This is a genomic window from Pseudoxanthobacter sp. M-2 (assembly GCF_046156265.1).
GTDB lineage: Bacteria > Pseudomonadota > Alphaproteobacteria > Rhizobiales > Segnochrobactraceae > CAMDHY01.
The window spans coordinates 310,031-333,804 of record NZ_JAWDIR010000043.1; the positions used below are offsets into that span (position 1 = coordinate 310,031).

General features: G+C 68.9%; 18 protein-coding genes. 10 read left to right on the top strand and 8 right to left on the bottom strand.

The window, feature by feature from the left end; genetic code table 11:
• Nucleotides 1-11 precede the first annotated feature (11 nt).
• Nucleotides 12-1,106, bottom strand: coding sequence for a fatty acid desaturase (locus RUR49_RS19130; RefSeq protein ID WP_409148001.1), 1,095 nt, complete (start codon nt 1,104-1,106; stop codon nt 12-14).
• A gap of 290 nt (nt 1,107-1,396) precedes the next feature.
• Nucleotides 1,397-2,536 carry a PQQ-dependent sugar dehydrogenase gene (locus tag RUR49_RS19135; RefSeq protein WP_409148002.1) on the bottom strand — a complete coding sequence of 380 codons (1,140 nt, stop codon included), beginning with the start codon at nt 2,534-2,536 and terminating at the stop codon, nt 1,397-1,399.
• A 352-nt stretch (nt 2,537-2,888) separates the two neighbouring features.
• Between RUR49_RS19135 and RUR49_RS19140 the strand changes: the two genes are divergently transcribed.
• On the top strand, nt 2,889-3,896 hold the full coding sequence (locus RUR49_RS19140; RefSeq protein WP_409148003.1) for a Ku protein: 1,008 nt from the start codon (nt 2,889-2,891) through the stop codon (nt 3,894-3,896).
• A 6-nt stretch (nt 3,897-3,902) separates the two neighbouring features.
• Nucleotides 3,903-6,515, top strand: a complete 2,613-nt coding sequence (ligD, locus tag RUR49_RS19145; protein WP_409148004.1) for a DNA ligase D — start codon at nt 3,903-3,905, stop codon at nt 6,513-6,515.
• A gap of 67 nt (nt 6,516-6,582) precedes the next feature.
• Here the strand turns inward: ligD and RUR49_RS19150 are convergent, their stop codons facing one another.
• Complete coding sequence (locus tag RUR49_RS19150; RefSeq protein WP_409148005.1) at nt 6,583-7,395, bottom strand: Ku protein; 813 nt, start codon at nt 7,393-7,395, stop codon at nt 6,583-6,585.
• A 251-nt stretch (nt 7,396-7,646) separates the two neighbouring features.
• On the opposite strand from RUR49_RS19150, the gene RUR49_RS19155 reads away from it, so the two are divergent.
• The 7 genes from RUR49_RS19155 to RUR49_RS19185 all read left to right on the top strand — a co-directional run bounded on the left by RUR49_RS19155 (nt 7,647) and on the right by RUR49_RS19185 (nt 16,674).
• Nucleotides 7,647-9,932, top strand: a complete 2,286-nt coding sequence (locus RUR49_RS19155; RefSeq protein ID WP_409148006.1) for an ATP-binding protein — start codon at nt 7,647-7,649, stop codon at nt 9,930-9,932.
• Complete coding sequence (locus tag RUR49_RS19160; protein WP_409148007.1) at nt 9,922-11,289, top strand: sigma-54-dependent transcriptional regulator; 1,368 nt, start codon at nt 9,922-9,924, stop codon at nt 11,287-11,289. Before RUR49_RS19155 ends, RUR49_RS19160 begins: the two co-directional genes overlap by 11 nt.
• 82 nt (nt 11,290-11,371) lie before the next feature.
• Complete coding sequence (gene trkA, locus RUR49_RS19165; RefSeq protein WP_409148008.1) at nt 11,372-12,748, top strand: Trk system potassium transporter TrkA; 1,377 nt, start codon at nt 11,372-11,374, stop codon at nt 12,746-12,748.
• A 47-nt stretch (nt 12,749-12,795) separates the two neighbouring features.
• On the top strand, nt 12,796-13,659 hold the full coding sequence (locus RUR49_RS19170; RefSeq protein ID WP_409148009.1) for a D-amino-acid transaminase: 864 nt from the start codon (nt 12,796-12,798) through the stop codon (nt 13,657-13,659).
• A 191-nt stretch (nt 13,660-13,850) separates the two neighbouring features.
• Nucleotides 13,851-14,090 carry an RNA chaperone Hfq gene (gene hfq / locus RUR49_RS19175; protein WP_409148010.1) on the top strand — a complete coding sequence of 80 codons (240 nt, stop codon included), beginning with the start codon at nt 13,851-13,853 and terminating at the stop codon, nt 14,088-14,090.
• A 176-nt stretch (nt 14,091-14,266) separates the two neighbouring features.
• Nucleotides 14,267-15,706: a GTPase HflX gene (hflX, locus tag RUR49_RS19180; protein ID WP_409148011.1), complete on the top strand. Its 1,440-nt coding sequence runs from the start codon at nt 14,267-14,269 to the stop codon at nt 15,704-15,706.
• A gap of 149 nt (nt 15,707-15,855) precedes the next feature.
• The gene (locus RUR49_RS19185; RefSeq protein WP_409148012.1) at nt 15,856-16,674 is read left to right on the top strand and encodes a transcriptional initiation protein Tat; all 819 of its coding nucleotides are present in this window, start codon (nt 15,856-15,858) and stop codon (nt 16,672-16,674) included.
• A gap of 103 nt (nt 16,675-16,777) precedes the next feature.
• Here the strand turns inward: RUR49_RS19185 and mazG are convergent, their stop codons facing one another.
• Entirely contained in the window at nt 16,778-17,605 is an 828-nt protein-coding gene (gene mazG, locus RUR49_RS19190) for a nucleoside triphosphate pyrophosphohydrolase (protein WP_409148013.1), read from the bottom strand.
• A 556-nt stretch (nt 17,606-18,161) separates the two neighbouring features.
• On the opposite strand from mazG, the gene RUR49_RS19195 reads away from it, so the two are divergent.
• The gene (locus tag RUR49_RS19195) at nt 18,162-19,484 is read left to right on the top strand and encodes a carbohydrate porin (RefSeq protein WP_409148014.1); all 1,323 of its coding nucleotides are present in this window, start codon (nt 18,162-18,164) and stop codon (nt 19,482-19,484) included.
• On the opposite strand, the gene RUR49_RS19200 is transcribed toward RUR49_RS19195, so the two are convergent.
• The 4 genes from RUR49_RS19200 to RUR49_RS19215 all read right to left on the bottom strand — a co-directional run bounded on the left by RUR49_RS19200 (nt 19,481) and on the right by RUR49_RS19215 (nt 23,770).
• Entirely contained in the window at nt 19,481-20,311 is an 831-nt protein-coding gene (locus RUR49_RS19200) for an MBL fold metallo-hydrolase (RefSeq protein ID WP_409148015.1), read from the bottom strand. The genes RUR49_RS19195 and RUR49_RS19200 overlap by 4 nt on opposite strands.
• Nucleotides 20,308-21,096 (bottom strand): TatD family hydrolase, encoded by a 789-nt coding sequence (locus tag RUR49_RS19205; RefSeq protein WP_409148016.1) that lies wholly within the window; start codon nt 21,094-21,096, stop codon nt 20,308-20,310. Before RUR49_RS19205 ends, RUR49_RS19200 begins: the two co-directional genes overlap by 4 nt.
• Entirely contained in the window at nt 21,096-22,649 is a 1,554-nt protein-coding gene (gene metG / locus RUR49_RS19210; RefSeq protein WP_409148017.1) for a methionine--tRNA ligase, read from the bottom strand. Before metG ends, RUR49_RS19205 begins: the two co-directional genes overlap by 1 nt.
• A gap of 65 nt (nt 22,650-22,714) precedes the next feature.
• The gene (locus RUR49_RS19215) at nt 22,715-23,770 is read right to left on the bottom strand and encodes a DNA polymerase III subunit delta' (RefSeq protein WP_409148018.1); all 1,056 of its coding nucleotides are present in this window, start codon (nt 23,768-23,770) and stop codon (nt 22,715-22,717) included.
• Nucleotides 23,771-23,774: the final 4 nt, after the last annotated feature.

Here is a 23,774-nt window from a genome sequence, read left to right on the forward strand (position 1 = left end):
GGACGGGCGCGTCAGTTCGATTGGGCCGTCCCGATGCCTGGTGTATCCGCGCTGGGACCGCGCTCCGGCATCAGCGCAACGGGCGCGCCGCGGCGCGCTTCGCGGAAGGTGACGAGGCGACGTTCTCCCTCGTCCCAGAGCGCCAGGCGGACGGTGGACAGGCTGCGCCACAAGGTGAGCCGGCCGATGCTGCGCAGTTCCGGAAAGTCGCGGAGCACCTCGGGCAGGCGGTAACAGGGGATGCGGCTCGCCAGGTGATGCACCTGATGGACGCCGATGTTCGCGGTGAACCAGGCGAGCGGGGCGGGAAGATCGTAGTGCGAGCTGCCGTGGAGCGCCGCCGCGTGGACGTTCCAGGTTTGCGCGTCGTCCCACTGTGTGCCTTCGAACTGGTGCTGCACGTAGAACAGCCACACGCCGATCGCGGCGCCGATCAGCAGGATCGGCAGGTGGACGAACAGAACCGGACCGATGCCGAAAGCCCACATCAATAGACCCAAGGCGCCGATGATCGCGGCGTTCGTCGTCATCGTGCTGACCCACGGCGCCCAGCCCTTGCGCATGAAGCCGAGGGGCAGGCGGTGCTGCAGCAGGAAGAGATAGGGCGGGCCGAGGCCGAACATCACGACGGGGTGGCGGTAGAGCCGGTAGCGCAGTCGCCCGAAGCGTGAGAGCGCCGCATATTCGCGCACCGTCAGCGTCGTGACGTCGCCGATGCCGCGACGGTCGAGGTTGCCGGCGCCAGCGTGGTGGATCGCATGGCTACGGCGCCACAGGTCATAAGGGGTCATGGTGAGGACCCCGAGGACGCGGCCGGTCCAGTCGTTCGCCCAGCGCGCCGGGAAGAACGAGCCGTGACCGCAGTCGTGGGCGATCATGAACAGCCGCACCAGCAGCCCCGCCGCCGGCAGCGACAGGATGGCGACGAGCCACCAGAGCCCGAGATCGAGCAGCGTCAGCATGGCCGCCCACAGCAGTGCGAACGGCACCAGGGTGACGGCCAGTTCGAAGATGCTGCGGCCGGCGCGCGGCTCGCGATAGGCCCGCAGGACACGCGACCAGTCGCGGGCGCCGGCAACGGCCGAGCTTTGTTCCTGAACCGACATCGCCGTCACGCTCCGCCGGGGACGGGCAGGCGCCACGCCTCTCGGGTGGATCGCCGCGCCCTCGGTCAAACTGAGGAAAACAAAATGGCCCAACGGCCGCTCATCGCCGATGAGGGCGCAAAATCCAGACCGTCCGGCGTTCAGTAACCAATGAAGCCGGGGCGCTTAAAGTTGCAGATCATCCTGGCGATTTACATACATCCGAAACGTCCCGAGAATGAGGCGACAACTCGGCGGCGGGACGAACGAGGTTCGCAGCCGCGGGCGGCTTCGGGAGAGCGGCTTCGACGTCAGCGTGGAACGAGCCGGAGGATCTCGGCCGAATTCTCGTCGGTGCCGAGGTAGACGGCACCGTCCGGCCCCACCGTCACGGCCCGGATGCGCTGGCCGCGCTCCGTCAGGAAGCGCTGCTCGCGAACCACACGGCCGTCCTCCAGGTCGATACGCACGAGGCCCGTGGCCGTGAGGCCGCCGATCAGCAGGTCCCCGCGCCACTTGCGGAAGCCGCGGCCATTATAGAAGGCCATGCCCCCGGGCGCGATCACCGGCGTCCAGTGGCGGATGGAGTTCACCATGCCGGGCGCCCGGTGTCTCCCCGTGCCGACGGGGGAGCCGTCGTAGTTCACCCCCCAGGAGACGACGGGCCAACCATAGTTGCGGCCCTTGCGGATGACGTTGAGCTCATCGCCGCCGAGCGGGCCGTGCTCCACCGCGTAGAGCCGGTCGCTGGAGGGATCGAAGGCGAGGCCCTGGGGGTTGCGATGCCCATAGCTCCAGATCGCCGGATCGATGCCCTGCGCGCCCACAAAGGGGTTGTCGTCGGGCACGGACCCGTCACCGTGCAGGCGGACGATCTTGCCGACGGTGTTGTCACGACGCTGGGCGATGTCGTCGGACGGATATTGCTGCCGGTCGCCGGTGGTCACATAGACGTAGCCGCGGCGATCGAAGGCGATGCGCGAGCCGAAGTGGCCGGCGCCATCGAAGCGCGGCCCCGACGTCCACAACACCCGCACCTGACGGAGCACCTTGAAGTCCTCGGACAGGACGCCACGGGCGAGGGCGGTGGAACTGCCGCCGTTGCCGGGCCGGGAGTAGGTGAAATAGACCCAGCGATTGCCGGCGAAATCGGGATGGACTGCGACGTCCAGAAGGCCACCCTGGTTCTCGTAGACGACGCGCGGGACGCCGCGGATCGGGGCGGAGACGGCACCGCCCGCCGTGATGCGCCGCATGCGCCCGGGCTTTTCGCTCACGAGCATGGAGCCGTCCGGCAGGAAGGCGATCCCCCAGACATATTCGAGACCGCCCGCGACCGTTTCCACCGTGAAGGGCTCGGCAGCAGGTGGCACGATCTCCGGCCCCGAGGCCGATGCCGCGGGCGCGGCGGCGAGCAGGGCGACGAGAGCGAAGGCCGCAGCGAGCTTCATGGTCACGTTTCTCCCTCGGCGCCGATCGCGGTGCGCCGCCGCCCGGACCGCTACTTCGCGAAGATGGCGTAGAGCTTGGCCATGAGCTCGCCGATGTGGTCGTCCGAGGGCCGGCTGTTCAGGAAGACGGTCACGACGAGATCGTCCTTAGGGTGGCAGCTTGGGGACCCGAAGCCACGCCACAGTGGTAGCACCTCGAACCGAGGCGGACCATCGCGTGTGGATTGCGAGCGCAGTGCCGGCACCACGCGGTTTGCCGGCGGAAGAGGCGCTGCTTCCCGGGCCGTCGAGGGAACGCGGGGGCGTCGGCGCGCATTCTGTCGTGACGCACTGAAGCGGGTGGAGCGGTGGGATGGCGGGGCGCGCGAGCTGGAAGGGCTTCCTGAAGATCGGCGAGCTCACCTGTCCGGTGGGCCTCTACGCCGCCGCGTCGACGTCCGAGCGGATCGCCTTCCACACCCTCAATCGGAAGACCGGCAACCGCGTGCAGAGGGCGTTCGTCGACGCGGTGACGGGTGAGGCGGTCGAGCGCGATCAGCAGGTGAAGGGCTACGAAACGGGCAAGGATGAGCACGTGCTGCTGACGCCCGACGAGGTCGCGTCCGCCGTGCCCGACAGCGACAAGACCCTGTCCGTGACGGCTTTCCTGAACTGCGACGACATCGATACGCTCTATCTCGACCGGCCGTACTTTCTCGCGCCGGACGGTGCGGTGGCGGCCGAGCCCTATGCGCTGATCCGCGACGGCATGCGCGCGAAGTCGGCGGCGGCGCTCGCCACGACGGTGCTGTTCCGGCGGGCGCGGACGCTGCTCGTCCGACCGTTCGAGGACGGTCTGATCGCGACGACGCTGAAGTTCGACTACGAGGTGAGGGCGGCCGACGACGCCTTCGACGATCTGCCGGACATCAAGATCGAGGGCGAGATGCTGCAACTCGCCGAGCACATCATCGCCTCCAAGCGCGGCAGCTTCCGGCCGGAGGAGTTCGACGACCGCTACGAGGCCGCCCTCGCCGACCTGGTGAAGGCGAAGCTCGAGGGCCGCAAGATCGCGCCGAAGAAGGTTGAGCGGACCGGCAAGGTCGTGGATCTCCTCGATGCGCTGCGACAGAGCGCTGGCGCCGCCGGGGAATCTGGCTCGTCTGGCGGAGACAAGACGGCCGCGAAGGGGTCGACGTCCGAGGGAGCCGGCAGCAAGACGCGCGCAAAGAAGGCCGACGCCGGCAAGAAGCGTGCGGCCTCGGCTACGTCGGAAACGAAGACGCCAACGCAGGAGAAGGCCGCGGCCGGAAAGGCTGGACCGCGGGGGCGTTCAGCGGCCAAGTCCGTCCCGGCCGCGCCGCGGCGCAAGGCGGGGTAGGCGGGGATGGCGCTCGATCTCTACCGGCAGAAGCGCGACTTCTCGAAGACGGCGGAGCCGCGGGGCGCCGCGCGCCGCCGAAAGGAAATGGGCGCCTTCGTCGTCCAGAAGCACGACGCGCGTCGGCTGCACTATGATTTCCGCCTCGAGATGGGTGGCGTCCTCAAGAGCTGGGCCGTGACGCGCGGGCCGAGCCTCGTCGCCGGGGAGAAGCGGCTGGCGGTGCACGTCGAGGATCATCCGGTCGACTACGGCGACTTCGAAGGCACCATACCGAAGGGCGAATATGGCGGGGGCACCGTCATCGTCTGGGATCGCGGCCGGTGGACGCCCGTGGGTGACGCGAAGAAGGGCTACGCCAAGGGTCACCTCGAATTCGAGCTCGAGGGCGAGAAGCTGCACGGCCGCTGGCATCTGGTGCGCATGCAGAAGAAGCCGGGCGAGAAGCGCGAGAACTGGCTCCTGATCAAGAGCGAGGACGACGCCGCGCGGCCGGCCACCGCCCCGGACATCCTGGAGGAGCGACCCGAATCCGTCGTGACGGGACGGGACGTCGCGGAAGTGGCCGGCGAGGCCCCGGGCTGGTCGTCGAAGACCGGCCGCATTGCGGATCCGGCGCCACTCCCGTCGGACCCTCCGGCAGCCGAACCTGCGGGACGGGAGCGGAAGGCCTCCGTGGCGCAGAAGAGTCCGGCAAAAGCACAGGCCAAGGCTCCTGCCGCTGGGCGCGCCATTCCGAAGGGCGGCAAGCGCGCGAGCTTGCCGGACTTCGTGCCGCCGGCGCTGGCCACTTTGCAGTCGAAGCCACCCGCGGGTGCCGCGTGGGTCCACGAGATCAAGTTCGACGGCTATCGCATCCAGGCCCATATCGAGGGAGGTCGCGTCCGGCTTCTCACCCGAACCGGCCTCGACTGGACGGATCGCTTCGGCACCGCGGTTGCCGAGGCGCTGGCTGGCCTTGATGTCGAGAGCGCCCTGATCGACGGCGAGATCGTGGTCGAGACCGCGAACGGCGCCTCGGAGTTTTCCGCCCTGCAGGCCGACCTCAGCGAGGGGCGCAGCGATCGCTTCCGCTACTACGCGTTCGACCTCCTGCACCTCGACGGCATCGACCTGACGGGGGTCGGGCTGATCGAGCGCAAGTCTCTGCTGGAGGGACTGATCCCGGCGGAGGGAGGCGTCGCCTACAGCGCGCATTTCGGCAACGACGGCGATCTCGTCTTGCGCCACGCCTGCCGTCTCAGCCTCGAAGGGGTGGTCTCGAAGCGGCGCGACGCTCCCTACCGCTCTGGCCGCGGCAAGACCTGGGTGAAGTCGAAGTGCGGCCATCGCCAGGAGTTCGTCGTCGCCGGCTACCTGCCGTCCTCGACCACCGCCACGGCCATCGGCTCGCTCGTGCTCGGCATCTACGACGAAGGTCGCCTGGTGCACGTCGGCCGGGTCGGCACGGGCTACACGGCCGCGGTCGCGCGCGAGCTGCACAAGCGCCTCTCTGAGATCCCGGCGAAGAAGAGCCCGTTCGCCGCCGGCCTCACGACGGATCAGGCGCGCGGCGTGCGGTTCGTGCGGCCGGACCTGGTGGCGGAGGTCGAGTTCGCCGGATGGACGGGAGACGGCCACCTGCGCCACGCGTCGTTCCGCGGGCTCCGCGAGGACAAGGACCCGGCAGACGTCCGCCGTGAAGGAGAGGGGCAGGGCGGCGCCCAGGCGGTTGCGAAGCCCGCGGCGAGGTCGGCCGTGAAGCTCACCCACCCCGACCGGGTCTATTGGCCCGATGCCGGCGTCACCAAGCAGGGGCTCGCCGACTACTACTCCGACGTCTGGCGGAAGATCGCGCCGTTCGTGGTGGCGCGGCCGCTGTCGATGTTGCGCTGCCCGGGCGGCACGACGGAATCCTGCTTCTTCCAGAAGCACTTGTGGAAGGGAGCCAACAAGGCGATCCGCGCCGTCGCCGATCCCGGCGATCCGTCCGGTGAGCCGATCGTCGTCATCGACGACCTCGACGGCCTGGTCGGTCTGGTGCAGGCGGGCGTGCTGGAAATCCACCCGTGGGGTTCGACGCTCGCCGACATCGAGCGGCCGGACATGATCATCCTCGACCTCGACCCGGGCGAAGGCGTCTCCTGGGACGCGGTTGTCGCGGCGGCGCGCGAAGTGCGCACGCGCCTCGACGACGCCGGGCTGACGGCGTTCGTGAAGACCACCGGCGGCAAGGGCCTCCACGTCGTCGCACCGGTGAAACCGAAGGCGGAGTGGCCGGCGGTGAAGGCCTTTTGCAAGGCGATCGCCGACGCGATGTCGGCGGATGCTCCCGACCGCTTTGTCGCGACCGTCAGCAAGGCGAAGCGCCAGGGACGCATCCTCGTCGACTACCTCCGCAACGGCCGGGGCGCGACGGCGGTGGCACCGTACTCGACGCGGGCGCGCGCCGGAGCGCCCGTCTCGATGCCGCTCGCGTGGGAAGAACTCGGCGAGGTGGCGCCGAACTACTTCACCGTCGCCAACGCCCCGGCTCGGCTCGCGAGCCTCGAGACGGATCCGTGGGAGGGCTTCCGGGAAGCGGCAGTGGCCTTGCCGGCGGAGAAGGCGAAACGGCAGGGCCGTCGCAGCGCCCGCTGAAGACGCCGCACGCGGGAAAGCGCCCAGGCGGCGCATAGCGCAACGAAGGTTCGGGCGGCTTGCGCCGTCAGCGACGCTTCTTCGGGCCGCCCTCCGATTCGAGGCTGCGCTTCAGGGCGTCCATGATGCTGATGACATTGCCACCCTCCGAGGGCGCGGCGGGCTCCGACTTCGTCGCCGCCTTGCGCCGCCCCTTCTTCTTCGACGCGATGAGCTCTTTGAGGCGGTCCTGCACCGGGTCCTGCACGAGGGCTGGCTCCCAGTCGCGTGTCCGCTTCTCGATCAGCCTCTCGACGAGGGCCCGGGCATCCTTGTCGGTGTGTTCGTCGGCGACGGCGTCGAAGGCGCCGCCGGCGCTCCGCACCTCTTCGCCATACCGCAACGTCCACAGCACGATGCCCTTGTCGCGGGGCTCGAGCATCACGGCGCGCTCCCGGCGATAGAGTACCAGCCGGGCGATGCCCACCGTCTTCGTCGTCCGCATGGCCTCGCGGATGACGGCGAACGCCTCCTCGCCGACACCGCCGCCCGGCATCAGGAAGTGCGGTTTGTCCTGCCAGATCCAGGCGATCGAATCGCGCGGCACGAACGTCTCGATGTCGATGGTCCGCGTACTATCGAGGGCGACCGCGTCGAGGTCCTCGTCCTCCAGCATGACGTACTCGTCGTCACCCCGGGGGTAGCCCTTTACCTCGTCTTCCTCGTCCACGACGTCGCCCGTCTCCGCGTCGACATAGTGGCTCTGGACGCGGTTGCCGGTTTCGCTGTTGAGGGTGTGGAAGCGGATGCGCTCGCTTTCCGTGGTCGCCGGCATCATCGAGACAGGGCACGTGACGAGCGAGAGCTTCAAGTAGCCCTTCCAGAACGGTCGCGGTGCCATCGATCCCCTCCGTCGGCCCGATCGGGGGCCTGCGCCGCAACGCGCGGCGACCGCTCCCGTTCCATGCGATCCGCCACCCGAGGGGCGCTGTCTCATTTTCGCAACAATGTTGTAATCGGGTGACGCGCCTTTGGGCGGCTGACGGGGATCGAATGGCCGTGACGAACGAGGCTCTGCCTCGCGTGAGTACAAACAGCAGCGTCGCGTCGACGGGCAGGGACCGTCTGCGGCTGCTTCGGCGCGTCGGCCTGGTGACGACGATCCTTGCGCTCGTCTCCGTCACCTTGACGTTCCTGGTGCTGACGGGTCTGACGCCGGTCGCGCCGACGCCGGACATCGTGACGGCTGCCCTGGTGGTCAACGTCGCGCTCGTCGGGATCCTCGTCGCTTCGGTCGCGGTCGAGGTCCGGCTGCTGTGGCTGGCTCGCCGCCGCGGCCGAGCAGGCGCGGACCTCCATGTCCGCATCGTCGCCCTGTTCAGCGTCATCGCGGCGCTGCCGGCCGTGCTGGTGGCGATTCTCGCGACCATCACGCTCGATCGTGGCCTCGATCGCTGGTTCGAGCAGCGCACCCGGGGCATCGTCGACAACGCAGTGGCGGTGGCGAGCGCTTATGTCGAAGAGCACGGCCGGGTGCTGCGCGGCGACCTGATCGCGCTCGGCGCCGAGATCGACCGCGCCCGCACGATGTACGACTACGAGCCGGTGCAGTTCGACCTCTTCCTCAGCACGCAGGCGTCGCTGCGCCAGGTGCCGGCCGCCTTCCTGATGAAGGGCGACGGCACTGTCGTCACCCGCACCATCCTCGACCTCAACCAGACCTTCGAGCTGCCGCCGCCGGAGGCGTTCGCCCGGGCGGCGGAGAAGGGTCCGATCCTGATCGCCCCGGGTGATACCAACCAGGTAGGCGGGGTCGCCAAGCTCGCCGCCTATGACGACATGTACCTCTACGTGACGCGCTCGATGGATGCGCGCGTCGTCGACTACATGCGGCTCGCCCAGGAAGGGGCGCTCGAGTTCCGCGATCTCGAGGCGTCGCGCACCGGGGTGCAACTCGCCTTCGCGCTCGTCTATGTCGGTCTGGCACTGGTGCTGCTGGTGGCGGCGATCTGGCTCGGCTTCGGCTTCGCCAACCGCCTCGTCACGCCGATCCGCCGCCTGATCACGGCGGCAGACCAGGTCGCGCACGGCAACCTCGACGCAAAGGTTCCGATCGAGAAGGGCGACGGCGATCTCGCGCACCTCGGCGAAACGTTCAACGCCATGACGGACCAGTTGCACTCGCAGCGCGAGGAGATCATCTCGGCGAGCGAGCAGATCGACCGGCGCCGGCGCTTCACCGAGGCGGTGCTCGCCGGCGCAACCGCAGGCGTCATCGGCATCGACGAGACCGGGCTGATCTCGCTCGCCAACCGCTCGGCGCAACTGCTGCTCGCCGCCGACGAGGGCGACCTCGTCGGCCAGCACCTCACCGACGTCGTCCCCGAGATCGCGCCGGCCCTGCAGCCGGCGGGCCGCGAGCCGGCGGACCGGCCGCGGCAGCTGCAGATACGCTTGCTGCGCAACGGCCAGGAGCGGATCGTCAACGTGCGGGTGACGACGGACAGGCGCGCCGACGGCAGCGGCCAGGACCGCGTCGTGACACTCGACGACATCACCGAACTGGTGACGGCGCAGCGCACCTCCGCCTGGGCCGACGTCGCCCGCCGCATCGCCCACGAGATCAAGAACCCGCTGACGCCGATCCAGCTCTCGGCCGAGCGCATCCGCCGCCGGTACGGCAAGCGGATCGAGGACGACCGGGCGATCTTCGACCAGTGCGTCGACACGATCATCCGGCAGGTCGGCGACATCGGCCGCATGGTCGACGAGTTCTCGTCGTTCGCGCGCATGCCGAAGCCCGTCTTCGAGCCGGGTGACCTCGGCGAGGCGGTGCGCGAGGCGCTGTTCCTGCAGAGCGTCGGCCATCCCGAGGTGCAGTTCGTCTCGCGGCTGCCGAGCGACGCCGTGATCGGACGGTTCGACCGGCGCCTGATCGGCCAGGCGGTCGCCAATGTCGTCAAGAATGCCGTCGAGGCGGTGCTGGCGGTTCCGGCCGACGTGCGCGGGCCGGGGCGGGTGGAGGTGTCGGTCCACCGCGCCGGAGACGATCTCGTCATCGACGTCGTCGACAATGGCATCGGTCTGCCCAAGGACGGCCGCGAGCGGCTGCTCGAGCCCTACATGACGACGCGCGAGAAGGGCACAGGCCTCGGCCTCGCCATCGTCGGAAAGATCGTCGAGGAACACGGCGGGCGCATCGAACTGCTCGATTCGCCCGCCGTCGCCGCTGGTGGCCGCGGTGCCTGCGTGCGGCTCGTCATCCGGGCCGACGGCGACGGCCCGGTCCTTCACAAGCCCGAATCGGGGCCGTCGCCGGAGCCGCCTGTCCAGGCGCCGCCCGTTTCGATCGAGCCCCTCGAAGTTCTCGGCAGCAACACTGCCGCCCCATCGTCCGCCCCGTCCTCCGAAAGCATTCGAAGCACCCATGGCGACTGACATTCTCATCATCGACGACGAGGCTGACATCCGCGATCTGATCGCGGGCATCCTCGAGGACGAGGGCAACGGCACTCGTACGGCCGGCGACAGCGACCAGGCACTCGCCGCCATCCGTGACCGCCGCCCCTCGCTCGTCATCCTCGACATCTGGCTGCAGGGCAGCCGGCTCGACGGGCTGGCGCTCCTCGACGCGATCCGCGAGCAGCATCCGGACCTGCCGGTCGTCATCATCTCCGGCCACGGCAACATCGAGACGGCCGTATCGGCGATCAAGCGCGGTGCCTACGACTACATCGAGAAGCCGTTCAAGGCGGACCGCCTTGTGCTGGCGACCGAGCGGGCGCTGGAGGCGTCGTCGCTGAAGCGCGAGATCCGCTCGCTGAAGGAGCGGATGACGGAGGCGACCGACCTCGTCGGCGCTTCCTCGTCGATGAACCAGTTGCGCCAGACGATCGAGCGGATAGCGCCGACCAACAGCCGGATTCTGATTTCCGGGCCGTCCGGCAGCGGCAAGGAGCTGGTGGCACGGACGATCCACACGCTGTCGCACCGGGCGACGGGGCCGTTCGTGATCATCAATGCGGCGGCGATCACGCCCGACCGCATGGAAGAGGAGCTGTTCGGCATCGAGGGCTCGGACGGCCGCTCCCGCAAGGTCGGAGCCCTCGAGGAGGCCCACGGCGGAACGCTCTATCTCGACGAGATCGCGGACATGCCGCGGGAGACGCAGGGCAAGATCCTGCGCGTCCTCGTCGAGCAGACGTTCCTGCGCGTCGGTGGAGCCACCAAGGTGAAGGTGGACGTGCGCATCCTCTCCTCGAGCGCGCGCGACCTCGAACTCGAGATCGCCGAAGGCACGTTGCGCGAGGACCTGTTCCACCGCCTCAGCGTCGTGCCGATCCGCGTTCCCGCCCTGGCCGAGCGGCGCGAGGACATACCCGAGCTCGTCGGCTTCTTCATGGACCAGATCGCCCGCACCGCCGGTCTGCCGATCCGCCGCATCGGCGACGACGCGATGGCCGTCCTGCAGGCGCACGACTGGCCGGGCAACATTCGCCAGCTGCGCAACAACGTCGAGCGCCTGATGATCCTGACGCGCGGCGACGCGGAGGCCGTGATCACGGCCGACCTGCTGCCGACGGAGATCGGCGCCATGGTGCCGGCGCTGCCGACGGGGGCGGGGGGCGAGCACCTGATGGCGCTGCCGCTGCGCGACGCCCGCGAGGTCTTCGAGCGCGACTATCTGAAGGCCCAGATCAACCGCTTCGGCGGCAACATCTCCCGCACGGCGGAGTTCGTCGGCATGGAGCGCTCGGCACTCCACCGCAAGCTCAAGTCGCTCGGCGTCGCCTAAAGCGCCATCAGGCGCTTTCGCACTGCGGCAGATGCGCTAGAACACGCTTCGGGGCCGCGCATCGGCGCGAACGGGAGCACTCATGCGCATCGTCATCTGTGGCGCCGGCCAGGTGGGCTATGGCATCGCCGAGCGGTTGGCCGCCGAACAGAACGACGTCTCCGTCGTCGACGCCCAGGCGCGCCTCGTGAACCTCGTTCGCGACAGCCTCGACGTTCGCGGAGTCGTCGGCCACGGCTCCCACCCGGACGTGCTGGCCGAAGCCGGCATCGACCAGGCCGACATGCTGATCGCGGTGACGCTGTCGGACGAGGTCAACATGGTCGCCTGCCAGGTGGCCCACTCGCTCTTCAACGTGCCGACGAAGATTGCGCGGATCCGGGCGCAGAGCTATCTCGCGCCGCACTGGCAGGACCTCTTCCGTCGCGACAACATGCCGATCGACGTGATCATCTCGCCGGAGATCGAGGTCGGCGAGACGGTGCTCCGACGCCTCGCCTTGCCGGGCGCGGTGGAGACCGTGACCTTCGCGGACGACGAGGTCGTCGTGCTCGGCATCGACTGCACGGCGGACTGCCCGATCGTCGACACGCCGCTGCGCCAGCTGACCGAGCTGTTTCCCGACCTCGGGGCCGTCGTCGTCGGCATCCTGCGGCGCGCGCGGCTGTTCGTGCCGCGCAGTGAGGACGCCATCCTGGTCGGCGATCTCGCCTACGTTGTTGCCAAGCGGGATCAGGTGAAGCGGACGCTCGCGATCTTCGGTCACGAAGAACCCGAGGCGACGCGCATCGTCATCGCCGGCGGCGGCAACATCGGGTTCTTCGTGGCGCAATCGCTGGAGGCCCGGTTTCCCAACGCCCGCGTCAAGCTGATCGAAGAGAACCGCGATCGGGCGGTCGCGGTGTCGGAGGCGCTGCACCGGACGGTGATCCTCAACGGCAGCGCGCTCGACCAGGTGATGCTGCGCGAGGCCGACGTGCAGGACGCCGACAGCCTGGTGGCGCTGACGAACGACGACGAGACCAACATCCTGTCGGCGGTGATGGCGAAGAACCTCGGCTGCAAGCGCAACCTCTGCCTGATCAATTCGACGAGCTATCCCGCCTTCACCCATGCGCTGGGCATCGACGCCTACGTCAATCCGCGGGCGGTGACGGTCTCGCGCATCCTGCGCCACGTGCGTCGCGGCCGGATCCGCAGCGTGCAGTCGCTTCAGAACGGCGCGGCGGAGCTGATCGAGGCGGAGGCCCTGCAGACGTCGCCGCTGGTCGGGCGGCCGCTGCGCGATCTCGATCTCCCCGACGGGGTGCGGATCGGCGCCATCTACCGCAAGCGCGCCGTCATCGTGCCCTCGGGCGAGACCCAGATCCTGGCGGGTGATCGGGTCGTCATCTTCGCCGTCGCCGAGCGGGTGCGACTGGTCGAGCAGATGTTCCGCGTCAGCCTCGAATTCTTCTGATCTCCCAGCAAGTTCCGTCTTCTCCTTCGTGTCCCATCGGAGCCGTCATGAGCCGCATCGCCTATGTCAATGGTCGCTACGTCCCCCATGCCGATGCCGCCGTCCACGTCGAGGACCGGGGCTATCAGTTCGGGGACGGCGTCTATGAGGTGTGCGAGGTCTTCGACGGGCACCTCGTCGATGCGACGCGCCATCTCGCCCGGCTGGCTCGCTCGCTCTCCGAACTCAAGATCCGCGCGCCGATGAGCGACGTGGCGCTGCGCCAGATCATGCGCGAGGTCGTGCGCCGCAACCGGGTGCGCGACGGCATGATCTACATCCAGGTGACGCGCGGCGTGTCACGGCGCGACCACGTCTTCCCGAGTGCCGACGTCCCGCCGGCGGTCGTCATGACGGCCCGCTCGGCTGACTTCGCCAAGGCGGATCGCCAGGCGGCCGAAGGTGTCGCGGTCATCACCGTTCCCGAGAACCGCTGGGACCGCGTCGACATCAAGACCGTTGGCCTTTTGCCGAACGTGCTGGCCAAGCAGCAGGCGAAGGAGGCGGGCGCCCGCGAGGCCTGGTTCGTGACGCCGGACGGCATGGTGACCGAGGGCGGCTCGACGAATGCCTGGATCGTCACGGCGGAAGGTCGGCTCGTCACCCGGCCGGCGACCCGCGGCATCCTGCGCGGCATCACGCGCGAGGTCGTGTGCGAGGTAGCGGCCCGCCAGGGCGTGCCCCTCGAGGAGCGGTCGTTCTCCGTGGCGGAGGCGAAGGCGGCCCGCGAGGCCTTCATTACGGCGGCGACGACGCTTGTCATGCCAGTCGTCCGCATCGACGGCGACGTCGTGGGGAATGGCCGGCCGGGCCCTGTCACGCAGGCGTTGCGAACCCACTTCCACGAGGCCGCCGAGTTCGTGGCGGTTTGACGCACGCGGGAGAGAAATCCGTCCCATTTCTTCGCAGGTGCGGTATAACTTGAGCCGACGATGCGGATGCTCGACTGCGCAATGCGGACGGATAGTTCCCCAAACGCCTCCCTCTCACCGGCTGTGCCTCGGCCGATTGGAGGATTTGCTGCGGACGCATCGTCGGCTCGTAAGAATAGGAAAAACATACCATGGCGGACCGCGCACAAAATCTACAGGACACCTTCCTAAACTACGTCCGCAAGCACAAGACTCCACTGACCATCTTCCTCGTCAACGGCGTCAAGCTTCAAGGTGTTGTGACTTGGTTTGACAACTTCTGCGTCCTTCTGCGGCGCGATGGGCACTCTCAACTCGTCTACAAGCACGCGATCTCGACCGTCATGCCGAACCAGCCGATCCAGCTGTTCGAGCCGACGGAAGAGGCCTGATCCCCGTAGCAATCGTTCGACAGCTACGCTTCGCGAAGCTCCGCGCTCGTCCCGGCGGGCGCGGAGTTCGCGATTGACGCGCCCGCGAGGGCGAGGACGGAACTGCTCGCCGCGGGCCGCGATTTCGTGTCATGAAGGACGGACGGGGGGCCTCATCGGGTCTCCGCCTGAAAAGCATGCACGAAAGAAAGCCGGTCTGCGAATTGAGCGATAGAACCCCAGACGAAGAAGAGGCTGGCCCGGACCGTCGCGACCGCCGGGAGGGAATCTCGCGCCTCGCGAAGCGGACGCGCGCAATCGTCATCGCGCCAGTGCGGACCGAGCGCCGGAGCGCCGATGCCGGGGAGGGGGCTGCCACGCGATCCCCGGAGGCGAGGCTCGCCGAAGCCGTCGGCCTTGCCGGGGCGATCGACCTGGAGGTCGTCGGCGCCTATGTCGTCCGCCTGTCGGCGACCCGCCCGGCAACCCTGTTCGGCACAGGCAAGGTCGAGGAACTGAAGCTCGCCGTCGCCACCGAGGAGGCGGACCTCGTCGTCGTCGACCATCCGCTGACCCCGGTGCAGCAGCGCAATCTCGAGAAGGCTTGGAGCGCCAAGGTGCTCGATCGCACCGCGCTCATCCTGGAGATCTTCGGTGCCCGTGCCCGAACACGGGAAGGCACGCTGCAGGTCGAGCTCGCCCATCTCAACTGGCAGAAGAGCCGGCTGGTGCGAACCTGGACACATCTCGAGCGCCAGCGCGGCGGCTTCGGCTTCCTCGGCGGCCCCGGCGAGACCCAGATCGAGGCGGATCGCCGGCTGATCCAGGAGCGCATCATCAAGATCGAGCGCGAGCTCGAGGACGTGAAGCGCACGCGCGGCCTCCACCGGGCGAACCGCAAGAAGGTGCCGCATCCGGTGATCGCGCTGGTCGGCTACACCAACGCCGGCAAGTCGACGCTGTTCAACCGGCTGACCGATGCCGGCGTGCTGTCGAAGGACCTCCTGTTCGCGACGCTCGATCCGACACTGCGCCAGATCCGCCTGCCGCATGGCGGCTCGGCGATCCTGTCGGACACCGTCGGCTTCATCTCGGACCTGCCGACCCACCTCGTCGCCGCCTTCCGCGCCACGCTCGAGGAGGTCGTCGAGGCCGACGTCATCCTGCACGTGCGCGATGTCTCCCATCCCGATTCGGATGCTCAATCCCGCGACGTGCAGGAGACGCTGACGCTCCTCGACATCGACCCGCACGATCGCGACCGACTGATCGAGGTGCTGAACAAGATCGATCTGGTCGACGCCGAGCGCCGGGCGCGCCTGCTGGCGTCGCCAGAAGGCGAGGGGCCGGTGGCGATCTCGGCGGTGACGGGCGAGGGGGTCAACCGCCTGCTCGCCCGCATCGAGGCGCGGCTGTCGGAAGACAAGTGGGAAGTCCGGCTGGTCGTGCCGGTGACGGAGGGCGAGCTTCTCGCCTGGCTGCACCGCTCGACCGAGGTGATGGAGCGCGAGGACGGCGAGGACGGGGTGCGACTCGTGCTGCGCGTGCCGCCGCGCCAGAAGGTGCCCTTCAAGCAGCGGGCCGGTCGCTACATCCACCCGTCGACACGCGGGTCGCGACGCGCTGGTGCGGCCTGAGCGGACGACAAGGATCGGTTTCGAAACCGCGTCCCGCATCCGCCAGGCGCTGCTGCTCGGCAAAAAAAACGCCTTCCCCAGGCTGGCGGGGGTGCGGGCCAAATGGCAAAACTGCCCCGGGGTCGCGACTGATACCGGGGGACTACGACGTGACGAATGATGGACTGACCCGCAGGGCGACGCTGCAGACGATCGCGGCCGTTGCGGGCATCGCCGGGGCCGCCGTGGCGACCGCGGGTCCTGTGGAGGCCGCCGTCGAGGCGAGCGCGCGGGATACCGATTACCTGCCAGACGGGGCCGACCGGCTGCGCTCCTTCTACCGCGCGCTCGCCGAGATCAAGCGGCGGCGCGGCGCGAAGAAGGCGCCGATAATCCTGACGAAGCCCGGCCAGTGGGACAGCGCGGCGATCGACCTGATCCTCGCCTATGGCGGCCGCCAGAAGCACGTCTTCGACACGACCGACATCGCCGGCACCTGGCTGACGCAAATCCGCAACACGATGAATGCGGAGGCCTTCGCCCTCGGACACCCGAACTTCCTGATGGTGGCGGCGCCGCATGGGCCGGCCCAGTACAGCCTCTACAACCAGGCGGCCTGGGAGAAGTACGACATCGCGAGCCTCACCAGCGGCGCCTTCAAGCGCAACACGATGATCAAGGACCCGAAGGTGACGAAGGCGCAGGTGAAGGACGTCGAGGACCCGACGGGGCTCTACTCCGACACCCTCGGCAACTACATCCCCGTGCTGCAGAAGCGCGGGGTCGTGTTCTGCGCCTGCCACAACGCCGTCTGGGAACTCGCCGGCGCGCTGATCGCCAAGGGCGTCAACCCCGACAAGCGCAGCCAGGGCCAGCTCACGGCCGACCTGACCGACACGTTGATCGACGGGGTCGTGCTGACGCCGGGCAACGAGGCGATCGTCGGGCTTCTGGAGCGTGCAGGGTTCTCCTACTCGTTCGCGGCGTGAGGCGTCCACTCCTGCGGCAGCAGGTGAGGGCAACAGCGCAATCCGCTGATCGGTAAAGAGTTTTCGCGGCTATGGGCTAGCGGCTCTGCTCAGGGCAGAGCCGTCAGCGGCGCTCATCTGCCTTCGCCTCCTGCCAGAGCGCCTCCATCTCCTCGAGGCTGGCGTCGTGCGGGCCGCGGCCGGCGTGCGCCAGCTGTGCCTCGATGTGGGCGAACCGGCGTGTGAACTTGCCGTTGGTGCCGGCGAGCGCGGTCTCCGGATCGACGCCGGCGTGACGGGCGAGGTTGGCGACAGCGAACAGGAGATCGCCCACCTCGTCGGCGAGCCGTGCCGGATCGCCGGCGTCGAGCTCGGCGCGCAGTTCGGCGACTTCTTCCTCGATCTTGTCGAGCACCTGACGGGCATCGGGCCAGTCGAAGCCGACGCGGGCGGCGCGCTCCTGCAGCTTGACGGCGCGGCCGAGGGCGGGCAGGGCGCCGGGAACCCCGTCCAGGGCCCCTGCCGGCGGCTCCGGCGGCAGACCCTGGGCCTTACGCCGCGCGGCGCGCGCCTTCTTCTCTTCGGCCTTGATCGACGCCCACAGCCGCTTCACGGCCTGCGGATCGGCGCCTTCGAGGTCGCCAAAGACGTGCGGATGCCGGCGAACGAGCTTCTCGTTGATGGCGAGCACGACGTCGCCGAAGCCGAAGACGCCGGCTTCCTCCGCCATGCGCGCGTGGAAGACGACCTGCAGCAACAGGTCGCCGAGCTCGTCGCGGAGGTCGTCGAGATCGCCGCGCTCGATGGCGTCGGCGACCTCGTAGGCTTCCTCGATCGTGTATGGCGCGATCGTCGCGAATGTCTGCTGGACGTCCCATGGACAGCCGCGCTCGGGATCGCGCAGCCGCGCCATGATCTCGACGAGCCGCTCGATGTCGCGCGTCGGCGTCATGACGGGAGCCTCCGGGCCATGGCGCCTCGATGCGCCATCATCCGCGCCAATCCAGAGACGGGTGCTGGCAGGGCGAGGGCAGACGGCATCGTCCGGGCAAACCGCTGGAACCTATGGCAGGAAGAGCAACCGCTTAGCATATCGGAATGTCGCATAACATGGATTATGGAACCAAAACCCAGATGCTGGAGCCCGGCGACAACGCCGGCGGCGCCGAGCGAGTCGGCGCCGCCGTCCATCCTATGCTGGAAACCTCAGACCAGCGCCACGATGCGGCTCGCGCCGCCGGTGCCGCTGCAGGTCTTGTCGCCGGCGTATTGCGCTGACGCTGCGTGATGAGGCTTCGGCACGCGGCGTTACGACCGAAGCAGATTTCGCGCCCTCGGCCGCTGGCCTCTCTCGCGCCCAACGTTACGCATCCTGGGGACGATCCGACGTGGCTGATCGGCGATCCGCGAGAATCATCTACTAGTTGATGAGGACCGCGCGCTCCGCGACCCGGTCCCTGAAACCCGCGCACACAGAATGCACGGTGGCAAACGGTCGGGAGACGGTGATGGCGCAAGCAGCAGCGGCCGGCGGTTCGTTAGCCTTCGTTGCGCTTCTGCTCCTGCCTGTCGTCTCGCACGCCGACGAGCTGTCAGTCGCGAAGTCTGCCGACGCGGCGTCGCCGGCCGTCGCGTCGGAACCCTGGCTCTTCGGTGACTGGGCTGGCGAGCGCCTGCGGCTCCGCGACCAGGGCTTCGACTTCCAGTTCGGCTATGTCAGCGAGGTCGCCTACAACGCCACCGGTGGCGACCGGCAGATGGTCCGCTATGCGGACCAGTGGACGGCCGGCGTCACCCTCGACCTCGACAAGCTGCTCGGCGTTCCCGATGCCCGCTTCCAGGTGACGTTCACCCAGCGCGACGGCCGCAACCTCAGCACCGACGCGAAGCTCGGCACGCTGCAGCAGGTGCAGGAGGTGTTCGGCCGCGGCCAGACGGCGCGCCTGACCCAGTTCTGGTACCAGCAGACCTTCGCCGACGATCTCCTCGACTGGAAGGTCGGGCGCATGACGTTCGGCGAGGATTTCGCCGCGTTCTCCTGCGATTTCCAGAACCTGACCTTCTGTGGCGCAAATCCGGGCAACCTCGACGGCGACTACATCTACAACTGGCCGATCAGCCAGTGGGGCACCCGCGTCAAGGTGAACATCCACGACTTCGGCTACGTGCAGGCCGGCATCTACGACATGAACCCGAAATATCTCGGCACGGCGGACGCGCTGCTGCCGGTGTGGTTCGAGGACTCGACCGGGGCGCTTTTGCCGGCGGAAGTCGCCTGGACCCCGAGCTTCGGCGACGGCGCCCTGCCCGGCAGCTACAAGGTCGGCGGCTGGTACGCGACCGCGAGCGCCGACAACGTCGCCTATGACAGGAACGGCAACTTCTTCGCCGTCACTGGCCTGCCGCCGGCGCAGGACCGCGGCCGCTGGGGCGCCTACATCAATTTCCAGCAGCAGCTGTCGGAGCGCGTCAACGTGTTCCTGAACGCCGTCTGGTCCGATGAGCGGACCTCTTTCACCGACCGCCAGGCCGCCGTCGGCGTGGTCTATACCGGCCTGTTCGCCTCGCGTCCGCAGGACGACATCGCCTTCGCGGCCGGCGCCACCCACGTGAACGACAAGGTGGCGAAGTCGCAGCGGGCGCAGAACCGCGCGGGGCTCGGGCCGGTCGCGGTGCAGGACACCGAGTATGCCTTCGAGGTCTACTATACGGTGCGCCCGACGGCCGGCCTGCTGTTCCGCCCGAACGTCCAGTACGTTCACCGTCCTGGCGGTACGGACAAGAACAAGGACGTGCTGGTGCTCGGCCTGAAGACCTCGGCGAACTTCTAGCCCGCGGACACCGCAGAAGGCGCCGGCAGTGACACGACGAGCCCGTCGTAGGCCGGCACGACGTGCGACGGCAGCCGCGCGGCGAGTGTCGCGTAGTCGAGATCGATGTTGAGGTCCGTCAGCACGGCGCGGCGCGGCTTGAGCCGCTCGATCCAGCCGAGGGCGTCCGAGACGGTGAAGTGGCTGCCGTGGGCACGCTCGCGCAGCGCGTCGACGATCCAGACGTCGAGCCCGGCGAGATGCGGCAGGCTATCGGACGGCAGGTCGTGCAGGTCGCTCGAGTAGGCCAGTCCGTCGAAACGGAAGCCGAGCGAGTCGATGTCTCCGTGGTGCTGCAGGAACGGCAACACCGGCACGGGACCCCCTGCCCCATCTATGGTGAATGGCTCTCCCGGGCGCATGCGGTGTTCGGCGAGGATCGGCGGATAGGAAGAACCGGGCGGCGTCCGGAAGCAGTAGCCGAAGGCCTGATGGGCGCGATCGGATGTCGGCTCGTCGAGATAGACGTCGATCAGGCGGCGGTTGCGCAGAGCGAGCCCCCGCAGGTCGTCGATGCCGTGCAGGTGGTCCGCGTGCGGATGGGTGTAGAGGACGCCGTCGAGCGTCGTGACGCCGACCGACAGCAGTTGCTCGCGCACGTCCGGTCCGGTGTCGACGAGCACCGTCGTGGTGCCGCCGGTGCCGATGCGGCGCACCAGCAGCGAGCAGCGAAGACGTCGGTTGCGCGGATTCTCCGGATCGCAGGTGCCCCAGTCGCCATCGAGGCGCGGCACGCCCGTGGACGAGCCGCAGCCGAGGATGGTGAACTCGAGGACGTCCGAACTCATGCGCCGGCCGGCCGGACCGCCCGCGAGAACAGGCGGTAGAAATTGTCCGTGGTCGCGGCCGCGATCGCCTCCGGCGTCACGGCCTTCACGGCCGCGAGCTTCGCCGCCGTGTGGACGACGTGAGCCGGTTCGTTGCGCTTGCCGCGCAAGGGCATCGGCGACAGGAAGGGCGCGTCGGTCTCCACCAGCAGCCGGTCGAGCGGCACGTCGGCGGCAATGGCGCGGAGCTCGGCGGAGGCCTTGAAGGTGAGGATGCCGGAGAACGACACATAAAGGCCGAGCGCCAGTCCACGTCGCGCCAGTTCGGGGCCGGAGGAGAAGCAGTGCAGGACGGCGGTGAAGGCCCCCTTCCCCATCTCCTCCTCGAGCGTGCGCGCCACGTCCTCGTCCGCGGAACGCGCGTGGATGACGAGCGGCAGCCCGGTGATCCGCGCCGCCTCGATGTGGCGGCGGAAGCCGGCCATCTGGTCGTCGCGCGGGGCGGTATCGTAGTGGTAGTCGAGCCCGGCCTCGCCGATCGCCACCACGCGGGGGTGCTCGGAGAGCCGCAGGATGTCGTCGAGTGGCACGTCGGCCTCTTCGCCCGCCTGATGCGGGTGGGTGCCGACCGAGCACCAGATGCGATCATCCGCCTCGACGATCTCGCGCAGTTTGTCGAAGCGGCGCACGCGCGTCGAGATCGTCACCATCGCGCCGACACCGGCCGCCGCGGCGCGCTCAACCAGCGCTGCGCGGTCGTCTTCGAAATCCGGGAAGTCGAGGTGGCAGTGGCTGTCGACGAGCATCAGGTCGCCTCGGCCTCGACATAGCGCGGGAACACGCCCTCCGGCGCCGGCAGCGGCGTGCCGGCGACGAGGCGGCCGGCAGGACCGAGGCTCGCGAAGGTGCGCTGCTCGGGGGCGACTGCAAGCTGGTCTAGGATCTTCGCTGCCGCCGTCGGCATTACCGGCTGTGCCAGCACGGCGACCTGGCGGATCACCTCGGCCGTGACGGCGAGTACGGTCGCCATGCGTTCCGGATCGGTCTTGCGCAGCTTCCACGGCTCCTCGCCGGCGAAGTAGCGGTTCGCCTCGGCGACCAGGGCCCAGATCGCCGCCAGCGCGGCGTGGATCTCCTGCCGGTCCATCGCCGTCCGGCAGAGTGGTAGCAGGGCATCGGCGCGTGCGAGGATCGCCTCGTCGGCCGGGGTGAGTTCGCCGGTGACGGGCACCCTGCCCTCGCAGTTCTTGGCGATCATCGACAGCGAGCGCTGCGCCAGATTGCCGAGGTCGTTCGCAAGGTCGGCGTTGATGCGCTGGACGATAGCGTCGTGGCTGTAGTTGCCGTCCTGGCCGAACGGCACCTCGCGCAGGAAGAAATAGCGCACCGGATCGACGCCGTAGTGCTCCACCAGGTTGAATGGATCGATCACGTTGCCGACCGACTTCGACATCTTCTCGCCGCGGTTGAACAGGAAGCCGTGGCCATAGACGCGCTTCGGCAGAGGAACGCCTGCCGACATCAGGAACGCCGGCCAGTAGACCGCGTGGAAGCGGACGATGTCCTTGCCGATGACGTGCAGGTCCGCCGGCCACCAGTGGCGAAAATTCTCGCCATCGACATCGGGGAAGCCGGCACCGGTGATGTAATTGGTGAGGGCGTCGACCCAGACGTACATGACGTGACGCGGGTCACCCGGGACCGGTACGCCCCAGTCGAAGGTCGTGCGCGAGATCGACAGGTCGCGCAGGCCGCCCTTGACGAAGCTCACCACCTCGTTGCGGCGCTCGTCCGGGCCGATGAAGTCGGGGTGGGCCTCGTAGTGGGCGAGCAGCTTCTCCTGGTAGCCGGAGAGGCGAAAGAAGTAGCTCTCCTCCTCAACCCATTCGACCGGCGAGCCCTGCGGACCACGGCGGACGCCGTCGTCACCGACGGTGGTCTCGCCTTCGCCGTAGAAGGCTTCGTCACGCACCGAGTACCAGCCGGCGTAGGTGTCGAGATAGATGTCGCCCGCCGCCTGCATGCGCTCCCAGATCGCCTGGCTCGCGGCATAGTGGCGGGGCTCGGTGGTGCGGATGAAGTCGTCGTTCGAGCAGCCGAAGGCCGCCACCATCTTCTGGAACAGCGGCACGTTGCGCTCGGCGAGTTCGCGCGGCGTGATGCCCTCGCGCGCGGCCGTCTGCACCATCTTGATGCCGTGCTCGTCGGTGCCGGTGAGGAAGTAGACGTCGAAGCCGTCGAGCCGCTTGAATCGGGCGATGGCGTCCGTGGCGATCGCCTCGTAGGCGTGGCCGATGTGCGGCGCGCCATTCGGGTAGGAGATCGCCGTGGTGACGTAGAACTTGCGCGCGTCGCTCATGGGTCGGGTCCACCGGGCGGAATCGGCCGCCGCGAAGGGGAGCCGACGGGACGCCGCGCCCGTCGTCAGCCGCGTTTCGCCGCCTCGGCGAGATCGCGGAAGACCCCGAGCACGACCTGTCTGCGGTCGAGATTGAGCGCCTCGGCACGGCCGACGGCGCGGTCGACCTTTTCCCATACCTCGGCCCATGCGGCAAGCACGGCGGGCGGAGCCGCTGCGGCCGCATCCACCCGGACGCGGCGGGCGACAAAGTCCCGAACGAGCTCGACGGTCGCGGCGAATGCCGCCTCCCCTTCCCGGCCGCCGACGGCGTCGGCGAGCTTGCCCAGCGCGCGGCGATCAAGACCCGGCAGGCGGTCGAGCAAGCCGGCGACGAGGGTGGTGACGTCGCGGTCGCCCCCGGCCGCGAGCAGGATGGCGGCACGCAGCGATCCCTCGGCGCGGGTCGCGGCGGCATCCGCGGCATCGCCGAGGCCGATTGCCGAAAGGCCGGTGACGATCTCGGCGTCGCGCAGCGGCGCCATGCGCACGAGGCGGCAGCGCGAACGGATCGTCGCGAGCAAGCGGCCCGGCGCGTGCGAGACGAGCAGGAACAGCGAGCGCGGCGGCGGCTCCTCGAGCGTCTTCAGGAGCGCGTTGGCGGCATTGAGGTTGAGGTCGTCGGCGGCATCGACGATGGCGATGCGCCAGCCGCCCAGCGCCGGCGTCGAGCCGAAGAACGGCACCAGCCGGCGCACGTCGTCGACGAGGATGTCGGCGCGGTAGCGGCCAGTGCCCTCGTTGAAGCTGCGCGACAGCACCAGCATGTCGGGATGGGCGCCGGCGTTGACCAGCCGCACGGCGGGCGCGGCCGGATCGACGGCGAGGGAGCCCGAGCGCGGGTCGCCGCCGGCGAGCAGGAAGCGGGCGAGGCGGAACGCGAACGTCGCCTTGCCGATGCCGCGCGCGCCGCCGAGCAGCAGGGCATGGTGCAGCGACCCGGCCCGGAGCGCATCCAGAACGTCCGCCTCCGTGGCCGCATGGCCGACGAAGCGAAGGTGCTCCCGCGGCGCCTCGACGCCGGAGATCGCGTCGGCCTCGGTCGACGGCGGGGCATCACGAACAGTGGCCGCGCGCGCCATCGGG

Excerpts from the sequence above, each read along its gene's own strand:
- RUR49_RS19205 (WP_409148016.1), bottom strand. The coding sequence starts at position 21,096 with ATGCTCGTCGACAGCCACTGCCACCTCGACTTCCCGGATTTCGAAGAC.
- hflX (WP_409148011.1), top strand. The coding sequence starts at position 14,267 with ATGCACGAAAGAAAGCCGGTCTGCGAATTGAGCGATAGAACCCCAGAC.
- RUR49_RS19215 (WP_409148018.1), bottom strand. The coding sequence starts at position 23,770 with ATGGCGCGCGCGGCCACTGTTCGTGATGCCCCGCCGTCGACCGAGGCC.
- RUR49_RS19130 (WP_409148001.1), bottom strand. The coding sequence starts at position 1,106 with ATGTCGGTTCAGGAACAAAGCTCGGCCGTTGCCGGCGCCCGCGACTGG.
- RUR49_RS19200 (WP_409148015.1), bottom strand. The coding sequence starts at position 20,311 with ATGAGTTCGGACGTCCTCGAGTTCACCATCCTCGGCTGCGGCTCGTCC.
- RUR49_RS19195 (WP_409148014.1), top strand. The coding sequence starts at position 18,162 with ATGGCGCAAGCAGCAGCGGCCGGCGGTTCGTTAGCCTTCGTTGCGCTT.
- RUR49_RS19150 (WP_409148005.1), bottom strand. The coding sequence starts at position 7,395 with ATGGCACCGCGACCGTTCTGGAAGGGCTACTTGAAGCTCTCGCTCGTC.
- RUR49_RS19140 (WP_409148003.1), top strand. The coding sequence starts at position 2,889 with ATGGCGGGGCGCGCGAGCTGGAAGGGCTTCCTGAAGATCGGCGAGCTC.
- metG (WP_409148017.1), bottom strand. The coding sequence starts at position 22,649 with ATGAGCGACGCGCGCAAGTTCTACGTCACCACGGCGATCTCCTACCCG.
- RUR49_RS19170 (WP_409148009.1), top strand. The coding sequence starts at position 12,796 with ATGAGCCGCATCGCCTATGTCAATGGTCGCTACGTCCCCCATGCCGAT.
- trkA (WP_409148008.1), top strand. The coding sequence starts at position 11,372 with ATGCGCATCGTCATCTGTGGCGCCGGCCAGGTGGGCTATGGCATCGCC.
- mazG (WP_409148013.1), bottom strand. The coding sequence starts at position 17,605 with ATGACGCCGACGCGCGACATCGAGCGGCTCGTCGAGATCATGGCGCGG.
- RUR49_RS19160 (WP_409148007.1), top strand. The coding sequence starts at position 9,922 with ATGGCGACTGACATTCTCATCATCGACGACGAGGCTGACATCCGCGAT.
- hfq (WP_409148010.1), top strand. The coding sequence starts at position 13,851 with ATGGCGGACCGCGCACAAAATCTACAGGACACCTTCCTAAACTACGTC.
- RUR49_RS19135 (WP_409148002.1), bottom strand. The coding sequence starts at position 2,536 with ATGAAGCTCGCTGCGGCCTTCGCTCTCGTCGCCCTGCTCGCCGCCGCG.
- ligD (WP_409148004.1), top strand. The coding sequence starts at position 3,903 with ATGGCGCTCGATCTCTACCGGCAGAAGCGCGACTTCTCGAAGACGGCG.